The sequence below is a fragment of the Xanthomonas sacchari genome, assembly GCF_040529065.1.
Lineage (GTDB): Bacteria > Pseudomonadota > Gammaproteobacteria > Xanthomonadales > Xanthomonadaceae > Xanthomonas_A > Xanthomonas_A sacchari.
The window spans coordinates 1,016,706-1,036,689 of record NZ_CP132343.1; the positions used below are offsets into that span (position 1 = coordinate 1,016,706).

Consider the following 19,984-nt stretch of genomic DNA (forward strand, 5'->3'; position numbering starts at 1 on the left):
CCTATGGCGACGCATCCCGCGACAGCGTCTGCGTCGACGGTGCAGCACGATACATCCCCCAAACGCAGAACGGGCCGCAATGCGGCCCGCTCTTTCTTGCAAGCGCTGCTGGCCGGCTTACTTCAGCTTGGCGTCCGCGCGCAGTGCCTCGGCGCGGTCGGTCTTCTCCCACGAGAACGCCGTGGCCTGGTGCTGGGCGCCGGTGCCGTCGGTGTAGGTGAAGGCCTTCGGGGTGCGGCCGAAATGGCCGTACGAGGCGGTCTGCTGGTACATCGGATGGATCAGGTCGAGCATCTGGATGATGCCGAACGGACGCAGGTCGAAATGCTTGCGGATCAGCTTCTCGATCTTGTCGTCGGCGATCTTGCCGGTGCCGAAGGTGGTGACCGAGATCGAGGTCGGCTCGGCCACGCCGATGGCGTAGGAGACCTGCACTTCGCAGCGGTCGGCCAGGCCGGCGGCGACGACGTTCTTGGCGACGTAGCGCGCGGCGTAGGCGGCCGAACGGTCGACCTTGGACGGATCCTTGCCGGAGAACGCGCCGCCGCCGTGGCGCGCCCAGCCGCCGTAGGTGTCGACGATGATCTTGCGCCCGGTCAGGCCGCAGTCGCCCACCGGCCCGCCGATCACGAACTTGCCGGTCGGGTTGATGTGGAACTTGGTGCCCTTGTGCAGCCACTTGGCCGGCAGCACCGGCTTGAGGATCTCCTCGCGCACGGCTTCGACCAGGTGCTTCTGCTTGATGTCCGGATCGTGCTGGGTGGACAGCACCACCGCGTCGATCGCGGTCGCCACGCCGTCTTCGTAGCGCAGGGTGACCTGGCTCTTGGCATCCGGGCGCAGCCACGCCAGCGGCGAGTTCTTCTTCTTGCGCACCTTGGCCTGCTGTTCGACCAGGCGGTGCGACAGGTGGATGGCGGCCGGCATGAAGCTGTCGGTCTCGCGGGTGGCGTAGCCGAACATCAGGCCCTGGTCGCCAGCGCCCTGTTCTTCCGGCTTCTTGCGGTCCACGCCCTGGTTGATGTCCGGCGACTGCTTGCCGATCAGGTTGAGCACGCCGCAGGTCTCGCCGTCGAAACCGACGTCGGAGCTGTTGTAGCCGATGTCCAGGATCACCTTGCGGGTCAGCGCTTCCAGATCGATCCAGGCGCTGGTGGTGATTTCGCCGGCGACGATCGCCACGCCGGTCTTGACCAGCGTTTCGCAGGCCACGCGCGCGCGCTTGTCCTGGGTCAGGATCGCGTCGAGCACCGCATCGGAGATCTGATCGGCGATCTTGTCCGGGTGGCCTTCGGAGACCGACTCGGAGGTGAAGAGATAGCTGGACATCGCGGCTATATCCTTGTATTCGGATGAAAAGATGGAGGCGAATGATACACGGGCGCCGGGTGGCGTGCATGATGCCCCGGGCGGACGTTGCCCAAGGTTAACCGGTTGGCGCGCCACGGTGCGTCCGTCACCTTGCCGTAGCCAGATTGCAAGATCGGTGTCGCCGCCGCCGCCGAAGCTGTGCGCAGTCAGCAAGGGGGCTTGCCGTGCTCGCACTCGAACGCCGTCTTCAGGACCGCTACCCACATTGGTTTGCCGGACGCCGCTCGCGGCTGGTCCGGCCATTGCTGCGTGGTCTGCAGAAATGGTCGGGACTGGACGCGCTGGACGCGTTCCTGGAGGCCAACCGCGACCTGCGCGGGTTCGCCCTGGTCCAGGCCGGACTGGATTTCCTGCAGGCCCGCTACGTGGTCGCACCGACCGCCGCCGAATGCATTCCGGCGCGCGGGCGTCTGCTGATCGTCGCCAACCATCCTTCCGGCGCGCTGGATGCACTGGCCCTGCTGGACTGCGTGGGCCAGGTGCGGCGCGACGTGAAGATCGTCGCCAACGATTTCCTGTGGGCGCTGGAAGGCCTGCGCGATCTGCTGCTGCCGGTGCGCATCCTCGGCGGCGCGCCGTCGCCGGCCAGCGTGCGGGCGATCGAGCAGGCGCTGGCCCAGGAGCAATGTGTGATCGTGTTCCCGGCCGGCGAGGTCTCGCGGCTGGGCTGGGGCGGCGTCGCCGACGGGCGCTGGCGCCGCGGCTTCCTGCGCTTTGCCCTGCGTACCGCCGCGCCGGTGCTGCCGGTGCGTATCCATGCGCGCAACTCGGCGCTGTTCTATGGCGCCTCGGCACTGTTCAAGCCGGCCGGCACCGCGCTGCTGGCGCGGGAGATGTTCGCTCGTCGCGAGCGCCGCATCGCGCTCAGCCTGGGCCGCGCCCGCGCGCTGCCGCAGGACCTGCCCGAAGCCGATCTGATGCGGCGCCTGCGCAGCGAGCTGTATGCGCTCGGCCGCAGCGGTGGACAGGCCGCGCCGAGCGAGGAAGCGCTGGTCGCCGCCGAGGACCCGGCACAACTGGCGGTGGAAGTGGCCGGGCTGCGCAGCCTTGGCCATACCCTGGATGGCAAGCAGATCCGCGTCGGCCGGCTGCGTGCCGGCTCGGCGCTGCTGCGCGAGATCGGCCGCCTGCGCGAACTGACCTTCCGTGCGGTGGGCGAGGGCACCGGCCGGCGCCTGGACCTGGACGACTACGACACTTGGTACGAGCACATCGTGCTGTGGGACGGCGCCGCCACGCGCGTGGTCGGCGCCTACCGCGTCGCCCGCGGCGCACAGGTGCTGGCCGAGCGCGGCCTGGCCGGTTTCTATACCGCCGAACTCTTCCGCTACGGCGAGGGCATGCTGCCGCGTATCGCCGCGGGCATGGAACTGGGCCGCAGCTTCGTGGTGCCGGACTACTGGGGCAGCCGCAGCATCGATTACCTGTGGCAGGGCATCGGCGCCTATCTGCAAGACCATCCGCAGGTGCGCTACCTGTTCGGCGCGGTGTCGATCAGCGCCGCGCTGCCGTACGAAGCGCGCGAGCAGATCGTGGCCTACTACGCGCGCTACTACGGCGACGCCAGCGGCGAAGCCGCCTCGGCGCGGCCGTTCCCGTATCCGGAGGCGCCGCCAGCGTTCGACGAACTGGATGCCGACACCGCCTTCAAGGTGCTCAAGGGCAACCTCGACGCGCTGGGCGCGGCGGTGCCGATGCTCTACAAGCAGTACACCGATCTGTGCGAGCCCGGCGGTGCGCGCTTCCTCGCCTTCGGCGTGGACCCGGCGTTCAACGACGCCGTCGACGGCCTGATCGAGCTGGATCTGCAGCGCATCCGCAGCAAGAAGCGCGCGCGCTACCTCGAACGTCCCCGCAACGAAGCAGAGGTGGTGGCATGAGTCCGCTCAACAGCCTGGCGCCGCGCCGCGCAGTGTTCGTCTCCGATGTGCACCTGGGCGCGCCGCATTGCCATGCGCGCGAACTGGCCGACTTCCTTGGCGGCCTGCACTGCGACCAGCTGTACCTGGTCGGCGACATCGTCGACTTCTGGTGGATGGCGCAGCGCCGCGCGGTGTGGGGCGCGGCGCACCAGCGCGTAGTCGATGCGCTGCACGCGCTGGCCCGCGGCGGCACCGAACTGATCTACGTCCCGGGCAACCACGACCGGCCGATCCGCCGGTTCTGCGGGCTGGCGCTGCCGGCGATGCAGGTGCGTCGGCGCGCGGTGCACGCCACCGCCGACGGACGCCGCCTGCTGGTGGTGCACGGCGACGACTACGACAGCGTGACCCAGTTCGGCGGCCTGCAGGAGAAGTTCGGCGACTGGCTGTACTACCGCATCCTCACCGGCAACCAGCTCACCAACCGCGTGCGCCGCCGCCTTGGCATGCGCTACTGGTCGCTGGCCGACTACCTGAAGCGGCAGAGCAGCGCCGCCGAGCGCTACATCGAGCGCTTCGTCGCCGCCGGCCTGGACGACGCGCGCCGTCGCGGCCTGGACGGGGTGATCTGCGGCCACGTGCACCGCGCCGGGCTGTTCGAACGCGACGGCTTGGTCTACGCCAACGACGGCGATTGGGTCGAAAACCTCACTGCGCTCGCCGAGGAGGCCGACGGCACGCTGCGCCTGCTCTCGCACCGCGGCGAGGTGCTGCGCGAACTGCCGCCGCGATTGCGGCTGGTGCAGGAGAACGCCTGGCCGCGCGCGGCCTGAAGCTGGACGCTCGCAGCGGACGCCGCCATCGTCCGGCAGCCGCCGAAGAAGCTGCGTAGGAGCGGCTTCAGCCGTGACAGCAAGTGCCAACGATGCCATGCGATGGCGAGTGGTGACCGACACCGCTTCTGCAACGCACCTGCCCGCCCCGGGAATCGCGCGCTGCAGTCTGGCGGGCATTCACCTTGACAACCGCGCGCTACCGCCGCCCCCCCATCCCCGCATCGCTGCTAGCATCGGTCGATGGATTCCCTCACCCAGATCGTGCTCGGCGGCGCCATTGCCGCGGCCATCGCGCCCGCTGCGCATCGGCGCGCGGCACTGATCGCCGGTGCCGCACTCGGCACCGTGCCCGACCTCGATGCGCTGATCCTGTTGCCGCTGACCCGCGACCCGGTCACGCTGATGACGGTGCATCGCAGTTTCAGCCATTCGCTGTTCGTGCTGCCGCTGCTCGGCTGGCTGATTTGGTGGCTGTTCCGGCGCTTCGGCCATGGACGGGTCGCCGAAGCGCCGCGGCGCTGGTTCTGGGCGATCCAGTTGGCGCTGATCACCCATCCGTTGCTGGATGCGTTCACCGTCTACGGCACGCAGCTGTGGTGGCCGCTGCGGCCATCGCCGACGATGTGGTCGAGCGTGTTCATCATCGATCCCGCCTACACGCTGTGGCTGCTGCTGGCCTGCGCCATCGCCTGGTTCGCGCGTGCGCGGCGTGTGGCGCAGCAGGCCTTGCTGGCCGGGTTGTTGCTGAGCAGCGCCTACCTGGGCTGGTCGCTGCTGGCCAAGCACCTGGTCGATGGCGAGGCCGACCGTGCGCTGGCGGCGATGGGCCTGGCGCAGGCGCCGCGCTTTTCGGTGCCGATGCCGTTCAACACGTTGTTGTGGCGGGTGGTGGCGATGACGCCGAGCGGCTACGTGATCGGCGAGCGTTCGCTGGTCGCCGATCGCGGGCCAATGCGCTTCCAGGGCTATCCCTCCAACACCCAGGCGCTGGCGCAGGTGCGCGAGCTGCCGGCGGTGCAGCGGTTGAGCTGGTTCAACCGCGGCTTTATGCGCGCGCAGGTCAAGGACGGTGAATTGGTGCTCAGCGACCTGCGCATGGGCCTGGAGCCTGACTACAACTTCAATTTCGCGGTGGCGCGGCAGCGCGGCGACGGCTGGGCGGCGATTCCGCCGCGGCAGTTGCAGGCCGCCTGCCGAGCGCCGGAAGCGCGTGGGCAAATCGGTGCAGCGCTGGCGCGGATGTGGCAGCGGATCTGGGTCGAGCCGGCGTCGCCCGCGCCGGTCGGCGCGCAGGCGTCACCCATGGCGCAGTAAATGCCGCTCAATACACCGTCGCGTGCGCCTGCACGAACGAATAGAAGAACACCGCGTCCGGGTCGCTCTGCACCTGCGCCATTTCCCGGCGCATGCCCGCCACGGTCTCCGCATCCACCGCGCCGGCCTGCAGCAGCCGTTCGGCCGCCGACAGCAGCAACTCTTCCCAGAACCCGATCATGGTCTTGCGCCGCGCCGGTTCGCGGTTGTCCAGGTGCAGGGTCTTGATCTGCGTGCTGACGTCGCGATAGCCGCCGGCCAGCAGCAGGTTGCCGAGCTTGGCGCCGACGAAGGGATCGCCGCCATGGTCGTACTGGAAGTCGTTGAACGCCATCCAGTAGCGCCACACGTTCGGCGAGTACGGATGCAGCAGGAACGAGGCGTTCATCACCTCGGTCACGTACACCGGCGAGCCCGGCGCCAGCACGCGCCGCACTTCGCTGAGCACCCGCGCCGGCGACGGCACGTGCTCCAGCACCCAGCACAGGAACGCCGCATCGAAGCTGCGCGGCTGGAATGGCAGGTCGCCGGCATCGGCCTGCTGCAGGGTGTAGCGGTCCTGGCACCAGGGCATGCGTTGCAGGTTCTCGCGTGCTGCCTGCAGTTGCGCCTCGCTCAGGTCGATGCCGGTGACGTGCAGTTCCGGGAAGCGCCGCAGCAGCACTTCGGTCTGCGCGCCGACGCCGCTGCCCACTTCGAGCAGGCGCCGCGCGCCGGTGTAGTCGATCTGGTTGAACAGGGTGGCTTCCAGCAAGCGCGCCTGTTTCAGCAGGCGCGCCTGCTCGGTGTCGGAATAGCCGTGCAGGTAGGTCGGGGTGTCGGGAGACGAGCGCATGGCGGTGCTCCAGGGAGAAAACGTCAGGCGGCGGCGGACAAGGCCGGTGGCACGCCGGCGATCAGCGCGTCGAAGTAGCCGGCGGTCAGCGCGAGTTGCGCCTGCGCGCTCTCGGCGCGGTTGACCACGGCGCGGAACGCGGCGTTCTCCGGCCGATCCTTGGCATACCAGCCCAGGTGCTTGCGGGCGATACGCACGCCCTGCGCCTCGCCGTAGAAATCATGCAGGGCCTGCAGGTGGCCGAGCAGGGTGTCGCGGACGAACGCCAGCGACGGCGCCGGCAGGAGTTCGCCGGTGGCCAGATAGTGCGCGATCTCGCCGAAGATCCACGGCCGGCCCTGCGCCGCGCGCCCCACCATCACCGCATCGGCGCCGGTCGCGGCCAGCACCTGCGCCGCTTTCTGCGGGGAGTCGATGTCGCCGTTGGCGATCACCGGGATGTGCAGCATCGCCTTGATCTGGGCGATGGTGGCGTATTCGGCCTGGCCGCTGTAGTGCTGGTCGCGGGTGCGCCCGTGCACCGCCAGCGCGGCGATGCCGCAGTCCTCGGCGATGCGCGCGATGACCGGGCCGTTGCGGTGGTCGCAGTCCCAGCCGGTACGGATCTTCAGCGTCACCGGCACCGGCGAGGCCTTCACCACCGCAGTGAGAATGCGCGCCACCAGCGCCTCGTCGCGCATCAGCGCCGAGCCGGCCCAGGCGTTGCAGACCTTCTTCGCCGGGCAGCCCATGTTGATGTCGATCAGCTGCGCGCCGTGGTCGGCGTTGTAGCGCGCGGCCTCGGCCAGTTGCTGCGGTTCGGTGCCGGCGATCTGCACGCTCACCGGGTCCGGCTCGCCGGCATGGTCCATGCGTTGCAGCGACTTGCGGGTCTGCCAGAAGCGTGGATCGGAAATGGTCATTTCCGACACCGCCAGCCCGGCGCCCAGGCGCTTGCACAGCAGCCGGAACGGCTTGTCGGTGACCCCGGCCATCGGTGCCAGGATCACCTTCGGTTCGATCGTGTAGGGGCCGATGCGCATGCGCGTAGTGTAGCGGGGCGCATGCGCTGGCGGGCCGGGTGGCGCCGCGCGGTCCCGCGCGGCCGTCAGCGCATCAGTTGGTACAGCTCGAAGCCGTTGTTCTTGCCGTCCAGGATCAGCAGCAGTTCGTTCGGGCCCAGCGCGACCAGGCGGCCGACGCTGTTGCCATGCGTGCCGTCGGAAACATGACCGGGCGCATAGGCCGCTTCCGGCTCGTCGTTGACCGTGCTGGCGCCGAGGAAGGCCAGTTCGCGGCTGCCGGCGGACAGCGGGTACAGCGTGCCGCTGCGCCGCTGCGAGCCGCTGGTCTTGCTCAAGTGGTAGCCGCAGGGATCGCGGCGGATCTCGGCCTTGAAGTAGGGATAGGCGTAGGCGAAGTGCGGATCGACCTGGATCGAGCGCACCTTCCAGCGGCCCTCCAATGTGCCGGGCTGCTGCGGCGTCTGCGCGCGCTGCAGCAGGGTCCGCGCCAGCGCCGCGCCCTGTTCCTGCTCGGCATCGTCGTACTGCGCCGCGATCACCTGCTGCAGCCGCTTGGCGGAGACGGTCACCGCGGCGCGGTCGGCATCGGCGGCCAGGCTGTTCCAGTCGCAGCGTGGTGCCGCGGCGACGGACAGCGGGAGCAGCAGTGCACACAGCGCGGCGAACGGGGTGACGGAACGGCGGGGCATCGGCAACTCCTTGTCGGATGCGTGGCCGGCGCAGCGCCGGCGCTGGTTTGTGATGGCAGGCAACGGCGACTGCCGGTACCGTCGCGCCGATCGCTCAGCCGGCCTCGGGCGTCAGCCGCGGCATCGACGCCGCCGCGCCTTCGGCTTCGGTGGAGCGCGCCGCATAGTGGTTGGCGAAGCGCACGTGGGTGGCGAACGCGGCGTTCGGCGACTGCGCCAGCGACGCCACCAGGGCGCCGTTGAAGGCATCGCCGGCGCCGGTGGTGTCCACGGTGTGCGCGGCTTCGGCGCCGATCCGGTAGTAGGGCTGGGTGTCGCCGAGCAGGCGCTCCTCGGGGTGCGAGATGAACGCGCCCACCGCGCCCAGCGTCACCACCACGGTGCCGCCGGGCAGCAGCTTGCGGCACAGCGCGTGCAGGCTGCCGCCATCGGTGGCGGCGACGTCGTCGGCGTCCACGCGCACGCCGACATGGCGCGCCAGCAGGGCGGCGAACTCGGTTTCGTTGGGGGTCAGCACGTCGGCCAGCTTGAGCAGGCCGATGCTGGTCTGTGCATTGGCCGGGGCGGCGTTGAGCACGGTGGTCAGGCCGGCCTCGCGGGCCAGCGCCAGAGTGCCTTCGATGGTCTCGATCGGCGATTCCAGCTGCGCCAGCAGCACCCGCGCCGAGCCCAGCAGCGGGCGCTGCGCCTGCACGAAGTCCAGGCTCAGCGCGGCGTTGGCGCCGGCGCCGATGACGATGGTGTTGCGGCCATGGCCGTCGACATAGATGCCGCCGGTGCCGGTCGGCTCGCTGCTGGCCTCGGCGACCAGGGTGATGCCGTCCTGCGCGGCCAGGCCGCGTGCCATCGCGCCGCCGGCATCGTCGCCGAGCGCGCAGACGAAGCTGGTGCGCGCGCCGGCACGCGCCGCCGCCACCGCCTGGTTGAAGCCCTTGCCGCCGGGGCCGGTGCTGTAGCGGCCGGCGATGGTCGCCCCCGGTGCGGGCAGATTCTCGCAACGCCACACATGGTCGACATTGAACGAACCGACGACGATGACCGAACTCATAGGCATGTACTGCTTCTCGACTGGAACTGAAAAAGGAAAAACGGTGGAGCGGGTGCTGCGGCCGGATCAGGCGAAGTGCGACAGCACCCCGGCGATGGTCGCGGTCATGAAGGTGGCGATCGAGCCGCCCAGCACCGCACGCAGGCCGAAGCGGGCCAGGTCGTGGCGGCGTTCGGGGGCCAGGCCGCCGATGCCGCCGATCTGGATCGCGATCGAACTGAAGTTGGCGAAGCCGCACAGCGCATAGGTGGCGACCAGCCGGCCCTCCGCGCTCAGGCTCACGCCCGGCACCTGGCCCTGGACGATACGCGACAGCTCGGTATACGCGACGAACTCGTTGATGACCACCTTCTGGCCGATCAGCGAACCGACCGTGGTCGCATCCGGCCACGGCGTGCCGATCACCCAGGCCACCGGCGCCAGCACATAGCCGAAGATGGTGGACAGGTTGGTCGGGCGGCCGATGACGCCGGCCAGGCCGGTGACGTCGCCGATCCAGGTCAGTGGCGCGTTGACCAGCGCGATCAGCGCGATGAACGCCAGCAACATCGCGCCGATGTTCAGCGCCAGGCGCAGGCCGTCGCCGGCGCCGGCGGCAGCGGCGTCGATCACGTTGCTGGTGGTCTTCTCCACTTCCATCTTGACCGTGCCGCGGGTCAGCGGCGTGCCGGTTTCCGGAATCAGCAGCTTGGCCACCACCAGCGTCGCCGGCGCGGCCATGATGCTGGCCGCCAGCAGATGCTTGGCGTAGAACGCCTGCTGCGCCGGGTCGCCGCCGCCGAGCATGCCCACGTAGGCCGCCAGCACGCCGCCGGCGATGTGCGCCATGCCGCCGATCATCATCGTCAGCAGTTCGGACTCGGTCATGCGCGGGATGTACGGGCGTACCGTCAGCGGCGCTTCGGTCTGGCCGATGAACACGCTGGCGCAGACGCTGGTGGTCTCGGCGCCGGACACGCGCATCACTTTGGTGATCGCCCAGGCCATCACCCGCACCACCGCCTGCATCACCCCCAGGTGGTACAGCACGCCCATCAGCGCGGAGAAGAAGATGATGGTCGGCAGCACCTGGAAGGCGAAGATGAAGCCGTAGGTCTTGGTGTCGAGCAGGCTGCCGAAGATGAAGCTGGAGCCTTCGTTGACGAAGCTCAGCACCTTCACGAACACCTGGCCGAGCCAGTCGAACACTTCGCGCCCGCCCGGGACCAGCAGCACCAGCGAGGCGAAGCCGATCTGCAGGACCAGGCCGGTCGCGACCAGCTTCCAGTCCACCGCGCGGCGGTTGTTGGAGAACAGCCAGGTGATCCCGATCAACACCGCCAACCCGAACAGGCCGAAGCCGATCCTTCCCAATCCCTCGACCATCTGCGTCCCCGGTCCCCGACCAAAGACGGGAAGCCTAGTGCAGGGGGTGACGGCCGGCAAGGCGAGCGGTGTTCAGTCGGGGGATTGGGGATTCGGGATTAGGGATTCGCAAGAGCGAGGGGGCCCTGCTATCGGCGAGGCGATGTGGGGCGCCGCCGCTACACTGTGCGGCCGCCCCGGCCGTGCCGCGGGTTTGTTCAGCAGGAGGAGTTGCCATGCATTACCGTCGCCTCGGTGCCACCGGGCTGCAACTGTCGGCGCTGTCGTTCGGCGCCTGGATCAACTTCGGCGGGCAGACCGGCCGCGACGAAGCGCGCAACCTGATCGCCGCCGCCTGGGACCACGGCATCAACTTCTTCGACAACGCCGAGGTCTATGCGCACGGCCGCGCCGAGCAGGTGATGGGCGACGTGATCGCCGACCTGCGGCTGCCGCGCGACGGGTTCTGCGTGTCCAGCAAGGTCTACTTCGGCGCCGTCGAGTCGCCGCGCCCGACCCAGCGCGGGCTCTCGCGCAAGCACGTCACCGATGCCTGCCATGCCGCGCTCAAGCGGCTGCGGGTGGAGTATCTGGATCTGTACTACTGCCATCGCCCCGATCCGGACACGCCGGTGGAGGAAACCGTGCGCGCGATGGACGCGCTGATCCGCCAGGGCAAGGTGCTGTACTGGGGCACCTCCGAGTGGCCGGCCGAGCGCATCCGCGAGGCGGCGCAGGTGGCGCGCGCACTGGGCCTGCACGGGCCGTCGATGGAGCAACCGCAGTACAACCTGCTGCATCGCGAGCGCGTGGAGCAGGAGTACGCGCCGCTGTACGCCGAACTCGGCCTGGGCACCACCATCTGGTCGCCGCTGGCCTCGGGCCTGCTCACCGGCAAGTACAACGACGGCATCGATCCGGCCTCGCGGCTGGGCCAGGAACGCAATGCCTGGCTGCAGCAGGAGGTGATCGGGCCGCCGGCGCAGCGTCGCACCGAGCGCGCGCGCGCCTTCACCGCGCTGGCCGCGGCCGAAGGCGTGGCGCCGGCGGCGCTGGCGATCGCCTGGTGCCTGCGCAACCCGCACGTGTCCACGGTGATCCTCGGCGCCAGCCGGGTCGCGCAGTTGCTGGAGAACCTGGCCGCGCTGGACCTGGCCGCACGCGACGACGCGGCGTGGTGGGAGCGGGTCGAAGCCGCAGTGCGCTGACGGGATGTGCGTGCGCCGCCGCGATGCAGCGGCGGCGCGGGCGTTGCGATCTTCGGAATCTTTCGTGGGCGCAGTTTCGATCAGGACTGCGAATCGAATCGGGCGAGAATGGGTCTTGATTAAGTATTGAGAATCATTATCATCTCGATGCACCCCGTGGATGGAGTTCGACCATGACCGCTCAACCCGTGCTGTTGCGTCACCCCGAGACCCTGAGCCTGCGCGAGCGCACCGTGCCGCGCGCCGTGCCGGCCGAAGAAACCATCAGCAGCCAGGCGCTGCTCAAGGGCCGCCGCGAAGTGCTGATCCAGCACGGCGACCGCGTCTATCGCCTGCGCCACACCAGCAACGACAAGCTGATCCTGACCAAGTAACGCCGTCCGGCCGCCGCGCGCGGCCGGCTCCCCGCTCGACCTGCCGCCACCTGGCCGCCGCCTCTGCGCGTCGGCCGCGGCCGCCTCGCAGTCGCGATCCTTCTCTCCCCCTCGGCCAGGCGCGGACCCCGCGCCGTGCCGGTCGAGGGTCTTCCGCGACCACCGATGCTCCCCATGTTCCGTACCGCCCCGCTCACCGGCGCGCTGTGGCTGGCCCTGGCTGCCGGCGCGCATGCCGCTCCCGTTTCTTCCTCCAACGCCGACGCCGACGCCGACGCCAGTGCGGCGTCCGCCGTCCGCGATTTCGATCGCCTGCAGGTCACCGCCACGCGTACCCAGCGCGCCATCGTCGACGTGCCCGGCAGCGTCGATGTGATCGACCGCGAACAGATGGACCGCGCGCTGGTCCACGACCTGAAGGATCTGCTGCGCTACACGCCAGGCGTGTCCGCCACCGGCAACAGCGGCCGCTTCAGCGGCATCTCCGGCATCCGCATCCGTGGCCTGGACGGCAATCGGGTGCTGATCCAGACCGACGGCATCCCGGTCTCGGACACCTTCAGCTTCGGCAGCTACCTCAACGCCAACCGCAATTTCGTCGACATGGACACGCTCAAGCGCGTGGAGATCGTACGCGGCCCGGCCAGCGCGCTATACGGTTCGGATGCGCTTGGCGGCGTGGTCGCCTACGTCACCAAGGATCCGGCCGACTATCTGGCGCCGGGCAAGGACAGCTACGTCGGCCTGAAGTTCGGCTACGAAGGCGAGTGGAAGGGCTTGTTCGCCGGCGCGCTGGTCGCCTTCGGCGGGGACCGCTGGAGCGGCATGGCCGCGCTCAGCCATCGCCAGGGCCAGGAAAGCGAGACCCAGGGCGACAACCGCAGCATCGGCGCCGCCCGCACCGCGCCCAATCCGCTTAGCAGCGATGGCCGCAGCCTGCTCAGCAAGCTGGTCTACGCGCCCAGCGCCAACCAGCGCTTCAAGCTGACTGTCGAAGGCAACGAGGACTATTCGCGCATCGATGCGCTGAGCAACGTCACCGCCAGCATCCTGTCGCAGGGCGGGCGCGACCATCAGACCCGCGCCCGCGTGTCGCTGGGGCACGAGGTGGACCAGCTCGACACGTGGCTTGCCGACGACCTGCAGTGGCAGCTGTACCGCCAGGACAGCCAGAGCCTGCAACGCACCGACGAGCGCCGCAGCAACGCCACGCTGCGGCACATGGAGCACGACTTCGACCAGCGCCTGTACGGACTGCAGGCCAATCTGCACAAGCGGGTGGACCAGGGCCGCGTCGTGCACGACATCAGCTACGGCATCGACCTGTCGCACACCGACACCCACGAGAAGCGCGACGGCCACACGCTGAACCTGCGCACCGGCGCGATCAGCAAGACCGTGGGCATGGAAACCTTTCCGGTTCGCGACTTCCCGATCACCGAAACGATCAAGGCCGGTGCCTACCTGCAGGACGAGATCGCGCTGGCCGACGGCCGCTTCAGCCTGATTCCGGCGCTGCGTGCCGACTACTACCGGCTGTCGCCGCAGGTCGATGCGATCTTCGCCACCGACAATCCCGGCGTGGCGGCGAAGAAGATCAGCGACCGCAACGTCTCGCCCAAGCTCGGCGCGATCTGGCGCCTGGACGATGCCTGGTCGCTGTACGCCAACTATGCGCACGGCTTCCGCGCGCCGCCCTACAACGACGTCAATATCGGCTTCACCAACCTGCTGATCGGTTACACCGCGATCGCCAATCCCGACCTGAAGCCGGAGACCAGCCGCGGCGCGGAGTTGGGCGTGCGCTACGCCGGTCCGGCCGTCTACGCCGGCCTGAGCGCCTACCGCAACGCCTATCGCGACTTCATCGAGTCCTACCGCTTCGTCGGCTTCAACGCCGACGGCCTGATGCTGTATCAATCGCGCAACGTCGACCGGGTGACCATCCGCGGCGTCGAGGCCAAGGCCGGCATCGACTTCGGCGCACTCGATGCGCGCTGGGCCGGCTGGTCGCTGCAGGCCAGCGCGGCCTATGCGCGCGGCGACAACCGCACCGACGGCACCCCGCTCAATTCGGTGGATCCGCTGCGTGGCGTGCTCGGCCTGGGCTACGAGCGCAGCACCTGGGGCACGCAACTGGTCGCCACCTCGGTGGCGAAGAAGCGCCGGCCGGAGCTGCCGACCTACTACACCCCGGCCGGCTACGCGACGCTGGACCTGCTCGCGCACTGGCATTTCACCGAAGGCGCGCGGCTCGACGTCGGCGTGTTCAACCTGGCCGACCGGCGCTACATCGACTGGAACATGCTGCCCGGTGCGACCCTGGCCAGCAGCGCCGTGCTCGACCGCTATACCGGTGCAGGGCGCAACGTCTCGGTCAGTTTGGCGCTGGATTGGTAGCGGCGCGTGCGCACGGTGTCGCCAGCGCGGACGGAGCAGGAGCGGATGGCCGCGTTTGCGCCGCTGCCGCGTCCGGCGCAACTGGCCGCGCTGGGCACCGTGCTATGCCTGTACCGCGCCCGCACCGGCGCCGAACTGATCGGCTGGCGCCACGCCCGCAGCGTGGCCGCGCACCTGGACGTGGACAGCGACGGCGTGCTGGAGAGCCTGCGCTTCTACGACCGCCAGCAGCAGTGCTGCTGGCGCCTGTACCTGCTGCCGGACAGCGATTTCGTCGCCTGGGACACGCTGTTGTCGGCGTTGCCCGCGGCACAGGACGCCGCCGACGGCGGTGTTGCCGAACGGCTATGGCGGCGCGTGGCCGGCCGCCTGCGCGGCGACGGCTGGCACGCGCGGGCGCTGCGCCTGCACGCGGCCGATGGCGTGCTGGCGGCCAGTGTGGCCGGCGTGTCGCCGCTCGGCGCCAGCATCGCCAGGCGCATCGCGCGCCTGGAGGCGGCCGAGGGCGACGTGCTGGTCGACGACTGCTGTTGCGCCCGCGCCGGTCGCACTGCGCCGCGTCCCGATCCCGAGCGGCCGTGGCCGCTGCTGCGATTGTGAGTGGCCGATCGCGTTCCCCGTTTCCCATCCACAACGACTACACACCTCTCGATGATGAAAGCTCCGCCTCTGTTCTGCGCCCTGCTGCTTGCCGGCAGTCTTCCCGTCCACGCCGCGGAGGCCGATCCGGCCCGCGACCGCGCCAGCATCCTCGCGATGCAGGGCGAGTACAGGGTGGCGTTCGCCTTCGACGAGACCGTGCTGCTGCAACCCGGCTACACGCGCGCCGCGCCAATGCGCAGCGGCGGCGACGAAGTGGTGATCGTGGTCGAGGACAGCCCGCGCAAGGTCGTGCTGCAGCATCTGCTGGTGGAGCCCAAGAGCGGCCACGTGACCAAGCACTGGCGCCAGGACTGGATCTACGAGGCGCCGCAGCGTTTCGAGTTCAGCGCCGACCAGACCTGGCAGGTGCGCCCGCTCGATGCCGCCACCACCCGCGGCGCCTGGACCCAGTGCGTGTACGAGGTCAGCGATGCGCCGCGCTACTGCGGCACCGGGCGCTGGGACTACGCCGATGGCCATCCGACCTGGACCAGCGACCTGAGCTGGCGACCGTTGCCGCGCCGCGAGTACACCAAGCGCAGCGACTACAACGCACTGGCGGTGATCAACCGGCACACGCTGACCCCGGCCGGCTGGACCCACGAACAGTTCAACACCAAGGTGCTGCGCAAGCCCGACGGCAGCCAGCAGGCCATCGCCCGCGAGTTCGGCTTCAACGACTACGTCAAGACCACGACCGTGGATTTCGCCCCGGCCTACGCCTACTGGAAGGCCACCCAGGGCTACTGGGCCAGGGTACGCGCGCGCTGGGACGGCCTGCTCGGCAAGCCGCCGGGCGTGCACCTGAAGACCAAGGTCGACGGCATGGCGATCATCGTGCCGCTGTTCGGCCAGGCCGAAGCGGTGCAACAGGGCAAGCCGGTCAGCGATGCGCAACTCGATGCGGTGTTCGCGGAATGGACGGCGCCGGCAGCGGCCGCGCGCTGAGGCCAGCGCCGGCGCCACAGCCAGGGTGGGGAAGGCGGCCGGGATGGCGCCTTCCCTTTTTTTGCGTTGTGACCGATGCGCGGGCGTCCGTACCCGTTGGCGACCCGCCGAGGAGGATGACGCCCGAATCGCTCAGCGCTGCATGCCCCAGCGGCGCACGGTGAGCCGTTCCAGCACGCGGAAGCCGGCGCCTTCCACCACCAGGCCGAGCAGGATCACCATCGCCAGTCCGGCAAAGACGCGGTCGGTGTAGAGCTCGTTGCGATTCTGGAAGATGTACCAACCCAGGCCGCCCTGGCCGGAGGTGGCACCGAACACCAGTTCGGCGGCGATCAGCGTGCGCCAGGCGAAGGCCCAGGCGATCTTCAGGCCGGACAGGATCGCTGGCAGCGCCGCCGGCACCAGGATCGCGGCCACGTAGCGCAGGCCGTGCAGCCCATAGTTGCGCGCGGCCATGCGCAGCGTCTCCGGCACGCCCTGGAAACCGGCGTAGGTGTTCAGCGCCAGCGGCCACAGCACCGCGTGCACCAGCACGAACACCAGGCTGCCGTTGCCCAGGCCGAACCACAGCAGGGCCAGCGGCAGCAGGGCGATCGCCGGCAACGGATTGAACATCGCCGTCAGCGTGCCCAGCAGGTCGCGGCCGATCCGGGTCGAGACCGCCAGCGCGGTCAGGCCGAAGGCCAATGCCACGCCAAGCGCATAACCCTGCGCGAGCATGCGCAACGACGCGCCGACCCGGCCCAGCAATTCGCCCGTCCATATTCCATCGGCGAAGGCGCGCGCGGTCTGCAGGAAGCTCGGCAGCAACAGGTCGTCGTCGAGCCAGCGCGCCGCCGCTTCCCACAATGCCGCCAGCGCGACCAGCACCAGCGCCTGGCGTAGCCAGTCCGGGACCTGCCGTCGTCGGGTCACGGCCGCCGGCACGGTCGCGGTGTAGGGCACGACCGGGTTTTCGTATTCGGCGCGGATCGGCGGCCGCAGCGGAGCGGCGGCGCTCATGGCGCGGCCTCGCGCACGCCGGCGCGCCGGCGCAACGGCGCCACGTTGCTGGCGGCCGTCGCTGTCCCTTCGGTGTCGTCACCGACGTCGGCGTCGCCCGGCGCATCGAACAGCAACCGATGGATGCGCTGTGCGGCGTGCTGGAATGCCGGGCTGCCGATGCTGCCGGGCCCGAAGCCGTGGCTGTTGAGTTCGGCGCGCACCTGGCCCGGATGCGCCGACAGCAGCACGATGCGGCTGCCGACCAGCAAGGCCTCCTCGATCGAGTGGGTCACGAACACCAGGGTGAAGCGGGCCTCTTCCCACAACTCCAGTACCTCCGCCTGCATGCGCTGGCGGGTCAGGGCGTCGAGCGCGGCGAACGGCTCGTCCATCAGCAGCACGCGCGGCTGCATCGCCAGCGCCCGCGCGATCGCCACGCGCTGCTTCATGCCGCCGGACAAGGTGTGTGGATAGGCATCGGCGAACGCGGACAAGCCGACCTTGTGCAGGAAATGGTCGGCGCGCTCGGCCGCTTCGCGCCGCCCCAGCTTGCGCGCCGCACGCAGGCCGAAGGCGACGTTCTGGCGCACCGTCTTCCACGGCGCGAGCTGGTCGAATTCCTGGAACACCACCACCCGGTCCGGTCCCGGCGCGCGCAGCACCTGTCCATCCAGGCGGATCTGTCCTTCGCTGGGCGCGACGAAACCGGCGATGGCCTTGAGCAGGGTCGACTTGCCGCAGCCCGACGGACCGAGCAGCACCATGCGGTCGGCGGCGTACACGTCGAAGCTGACCTGATGCGTGGCGCGGACCACGCGCGATCCGCTGGCGTAGTCCAGGCTGACCCGCTCGAGCTGCAGCAACGGCGCCGGCGTCAAGGCGAAGGGGTTCATCTCAGCTGCCTCCGGCGACTTGCGCGCTGTCGAAGAAATAGTCCTTGACCGAGGTCGGCGCCTGCTTGATCGCGCCGATCCGGGACAGGAACTGGCCGAGCTTGAGCGTGTTCTGCGGCGCGGTCTTGAACTGCACCTTGGGGTCCTTGAGGATGCGCAGCACCAGCGTGCGATCGATCTTGCCGCCATTGCGGCGCACGAACAGGTCCGCCGCCTGTTCCGGCTGGCGCTGCACGAAGATCGCCGCCTCGGCCAGCGCGGCGACAAAGGCCTGGTAGGTCTTGGGATTGTCGCGACGGAATTTCTCGGTGGCGTACAGCACCGTGGCCGAGGTCGGGCCGCCTTCGATCGCGTACGAATCGAGCACGATGTGCGCCTTCGGATTGCGCGCCAGTTCCTGCTCCTGGAACGGCGGGCTGGCGAAGTGCGCGGTGATCTCGGTGCCGCCGCGGATGATCGCCGCGGCCGCGTCGGGATGCGGCAAGGCCACCTGCTGCGCGTCCAGCCGGTTGTAGGCGCGCTCGCCCCAGCGCTGCGCCGAGGCGTGCTGCAGCAAGCGCGACTGCACCGACACGCCGACCGCCGGCACCGCGATGCGGTCGCGCGGGCTGAAATCGTCCAGGGTCTTGATCCGCGGATCGTTGCTGATCAGGTAGTACGGGAAATTGCCCAGCGAGGCCACGCCGCGCACGTTCTGGCGGCCGCGCGTGCGGTCCCACAGGGTGAACAGCGGGCCGACGCCCGCGCCGGCCACGTCGATCGACCCGGACAGCAGCGCATCGTTGGCGGCCGCGCCGCCGGACAACTGCACGGTCTCCACCGCGATGTCGATGCCGGCGGCCTTGCCGTGCTTCTCGATCAGCTTCTGCTCCTGCGCCACGTCCAGCAGCAGGTAGACGATGCCGTACTGCTTGGCGATGCGCAGCCGGCCTTCGGCCTGCGCAGGCTGGGTGTGCAGCAGCGCGACGGCGAGCAGTGCGGCGGCGAACCAGCGCAGTCGCCGCGGGGCGGCGGCGGGCGGCGCGGTGGACGGGAGGGCGGGCGAATCGGAAGCTGTCATGCGTCGTTCCAGTGGGGGAGGGGACTTCGCGGTCGGAAAGCGGCGGATGCGCCGCGTGGAGGGGCGTGGCTCAGAACGGCACGTCGCCCTCGATGGTGGTGCGGTGCAGGCGTCGGCGCAGGTGATCCGGCGTGCCGCCGGCCAGGTGGGTGACCGAGCGGTTGTCCCAGAACACCATGTCGTGCGGCTGCCATCGGTGCCGATAGACCAGCGCATCGGCGCTGCTGTGCGCGAACAGCGCCTGCAGCAGCGCATCGCTTTCGTCCTGCGGCAGGCCGACGATGCGGGTGGTGAAGTGTTCGCTGACGAACAGCGCGCGGCGCCCGGTCTCCGGATGGGTGCGCACGATCGGATGGCGCACCGGCGGTACCTCGTCGATCTGCGCCTGGGTCAGCGGCGGCCGCCACGGATTGCGCTTGCGCAGGTCCTCGTACTTGGCCAGGTAGCTGTGCTCGGCCAGGCGTCCGTCGACCGCGCGTTGCAGCTCAAGCGGCAGCGTGTCCCAGGCCAGGTGCTGGTTGGCGAACAAGGTGTCGCCGCCCTCGGCCGGCAACTCCTGCGCCAGCAGCATCGAGCCCAGGCTCGGGGTCGGCTTGTACGACAGGTCCGAATGCCAGTAGTGGCCGGCATCGCCCAGCCCGATCGGCTGGCCATGCTCCTTGATGTTGGACACCACCAGCACTTCGGGGTGATCGCGCAGCTGGAACTGGCGCAGCACATGGATCTGCAGCGGCCCGAAGCGGCGGCTGAAGGCGACTTGTTGCGCCGGGGTGATGCGCTGGTCGCGGAACACCAGCACGTGGTAGTGCAGGTGTGCGCGATGCAGCAGTGCGAACGTGCTGGCGTCCAGCGGCTGGGTCAGGTCCAGCCCCAGCACCTGCGCGCCCAGCGGCGCGGCGAACGGTTCGATGCGGACCGTCGGCGCGGCGGCGGCCGGCCGTGTTGCGATGGATGCGCGTGCCATGCGGCGGCCTCGTCTGCGAAGGATGCGACGCCGCGGCTCCGGCATGCGGCGTCCATGCCCACTCTAGGCCGCGTCCGGCGCGCGCCGAAGCAACGATTCGGATGGTGCTTATACGCAACCGGCATATGTGTGGTGCCGGGATTGGGGATTCGGGATTCGTAGTGGTCTGTAGATCCCTGGCGGCGTTGCGCGCCGCCGATCGTTTCAA

At 69.6% G+C, this 19,984-nt stretch carries 18 protein-coding genes; 8 read left to right on the forward strand and 10 right to left on the reverse strand.

The genetic code is table 11. From position 1 onward, the window contains the following. Nucleotides 1-117 precede the first annotated feature (117 nt). On the reverse strand, nucleotides 118-1,329 hold the full coding sequence (gene metK, locus RAB71_RS04360; RefSeq protein WP_010342184.1) for a methionine adenosyltransferase: 1,212 nt from the start codon (nucleotides 1,327-1,329) through the stop codon (nucleotides 118-120). Between the two features lie 206 nt (nucleotides 1,330-1,535). Between metK and RAB71_RS04365 the strand changes: the two genes are divergently transcribed. The 3 genes from RAB71_RS04365 (at nucleotide 1,536) to RAB71_RS04375 (ending at nucleotide 5,383) form a co-directional block, all read left to right on the forward strand. Next, nucleotides 1,536-3,251 carry a lysophospholipid acyltransferase family protein gene (locus tag RAB71_RS04365; protein ID WP_175300585.1) on the forward strand — a complete coding sequence of 572 codons (1,716 nt, stop codon included), beginning with the start codon at nucleotides 1,536-1,538 and terminating at the stop codon, nucleotides 3,249-3,251. Further along, a complete protein-coding gene (locus tag RAB71_RS04370) occupies nucleotides 3,248-4,066 on the forward strand; it encodes a UDP-2,3-diacylglucosamine diphosphatase (RefSeq protein ID WP_010342186.1) in 819 nt (272 codons plus the stop codon). Before RAB71_RS04365 ends, RAB71_RS04370 begins: the two co-directional genes overlap by 4 nt. 243 nt (nucleotides 4,067-4,309) lie before the next feature. Next, the gene (locus RAB71_RS04375; RefSeq protein ID WP_010342187.1) at nucleotides 4,310-5,383 is read left to right on the forward strand and encodes a metal-dependent hydrolase; all 1,074 of its coding nucleotides are present in this window, start codon (nucleotides 4,310-4,312) and stop codon (nucleotides 5,381-5,383) included. A 7-nt stretch (nucleotides 5,384-5,390) separates the two neighbouring features. On the opposite strand, the gene RAB71_RS04380 is transcribed toward RAB71_RS04375, so the two are convergent. The 5 genes from RAB71_RS04380 to RAB71_RS04400 form a co-directional block, all read right to left on the reverse strand. Then, nucleotides 5,391-6,218, reverse strand: a complete 828-nt coding sequence (locus tag RAB71_RS04380) for a class I SAM-dependent methyltransferase (RefSeq protein ID WP_010342188.1) — start codon at nucleotides 6,216-6,218, stop codon at nucleotides 5,391-5,393. A gap of 23 nt (nucleotides 6,219-6,241) precedes the next feature. Continuing rightward, nucleotides 6,242-7,240, reverse strand: coding sequence for a tRNA dihydrouridine synthase DusB (gene dusB / locus RAB71_RS04385; protein ID WP_010342189.1), 999 nt, complete (start codon nucleotides 7,238-7,240; stop codon nucleotides 6,242-6,244). Between the two features lie 65 nt (nucleotides 7,241-7,305). Continuing rightward, on the reverse strand, nucleotides 7,306-7,911 hold the full coding sequence (locus RAB71_RS04390) for a DUF4893 domain-containing protein (protein WP_010342190.1): 606 nt from the start codon (nucleotides 7,909-7,911) through the stop codon (nucleotides 7,306-7,308). Nucleotides 7,912-8,005: 94 nt separating this feature from the next. Continuing rightward, nucleotides 8,006-8,959, reverse strand: coding sequence for a ribokinase (locus RAB71_RS04395; RefSeq protein ID WP_010342191.1), 954 nt, complete (start codon nucleotides 8,957-8,959; stop codon nucleotides 8,006-8,008). A 66-nt stretch (nucleotides 8,960-9,025) separates the two neighbouring features. Next, the gene (locus RAB71_RS04400) at nucleotides 9,026-10,324 is read right to left on the reverse strand and encodes a NupC/NupG family nucleoside CNT transporter (RefSeq protein ID WP_010342192.1); all 1,299 of its coding nucleotides are present in this window, start codon (nucleotides 10,322-10,324) and stop codon (nucleotides 9,026-9,028) included. A gap of 215 nt (nucleotides 10,325-10,539) precedes the next feature. Here RAB71_RS04400 and RAB71_RS04405 point away from each other — a divergent pair, with 215 nt between their 5' ends. The 5 genes from RAB71_RS04405 (at nucleotide 10,540) to RAB71_RS04425 (ending at nucleotide 15,875) form a co-directional block, all read left to right on the forward strand. Continuing rightward, complete coding sequence (locus RAB71_RS04405) at nucleotides 10,540-11,511, forward strand: aldo/keto reductase (RefSeq protein WP_010342193.1); 972 nt, start codon at nucleotides 10,540-10,542, stop codon at nucleotides 11,509-11,511. Between the two features lie 173 nt (nucleotides 11,512-11,684). Next, nucleotides 11,685-11,885, forward strand: a complete 201-nt coding sequence (locus RAB71_RS04410) for a hemin uptake protein HemP (RefSeq protein WP_017907561.1) — start codon at nucleotides 11,685-11,687, stop codon at nucleotides 11,883-11,885. A gap of 174 nt (nucleotides 11,886-12,059) precedes the next feature. After that, nucleotides 12,060-14,285: a TonB-dependent hemoglobin/transferrin/lactoferrin family receptor gene (locus RAB71_RS04415; protein WP_010342195.1), complete on the forward strand. Its 2,226-nt coding sequence runs from the start codon at nucleotides 12,060-12,062 to the stop codon at nucleotides 14,283-14,285. Between the two features lie 45 nt (nucleotides 14,286-14,330). Then, complete coding sequence (locus RAB71_RS04420) at nucleotides 14,331-14,885, forward strand: hypothetical protein (protein ID WP_010342196.1); 555 nt, start codon at nucleotides 14,331-14,333, stop codon at nucleotides 14,883-14,885. Between the two features lie 51 nt (nucleotides 14,886-14,936). Continuing rightward, nucleotides 14,937-15,875 (forward strand): DUF6607 family protein, encoded by a 939-nt coding sequence (locus tag RAB71_RS04425; RefSeq protein ID WP_010342197.1) that lies wholly within the window; start codon nucleotides 14,937-14,939, stop codon nucleotides 15,873-15,875. Nucleotides 15,876-16,007: 132 nt separating this feature from the next. On the opposite strand, the gene RAB71_RS04430 is transcribed toward RAB71_RS04425, so the two are convergent. From RAB71_RS04430 to RAB71_RS04445, 4 genes are all read right to left on the reverse strand, one after another. After that, entirely contained in the window at nucleotides 16,008-16,877 is an 870-nt protein-coding gene (locus tag RAB71_RS04430) for an ABC transporter permease (protein ID WP_010342198.1), read from the reverse strand. Then, nucleotides 16,874-17,752 carry an ABC transporter ATP-binding protein gene (locus RAB71_RS04435; RefSeq protein WP_010342199.1) on the reverse strand — a complete coding sequence of 293 codons (879 nt, stop codon included), beginning with the start codon at nucleotides 17,750-17,752 and terminating at the stop codon, nucleotides 16,874-16,876. Before RAB71_RS04435 ends, RAB71_RS04430 begins: the two co-directional genes overlap by 4 nt. Nucleotide 17,753: 1 nt before the next feature. Continuing rightward, nucleotides 17,754-18,812: an ABC transporter substrate-binding protein gene (locus RAB71_RS04440; protein WP_010342200.1), complete on the reverse strand. Its 1,059-nt coding sequence runs from the start codon at nucleotides 18,810-18,812 to the stop codon at nucleotides 17,754-17,756. 70 nt (nucleotides 18,813-18,882) lie between these two features. Beyond that, the gene (locus RAB71_RS04445) at nucleotides 18,883-19,776 is read right to left on the reverse strand and encodes a TauD/TfdA family dioxygenase (RefSeq protein WP_010342201.1); all 894 of its coding nucleotides are present in this window, start codon (nucleotides 19,774-19,776) and stop codon (nucleotides 18,883-18,885) included. Nucleotides 19,777-19,984 lie beyond the last annotated feature (208 nt).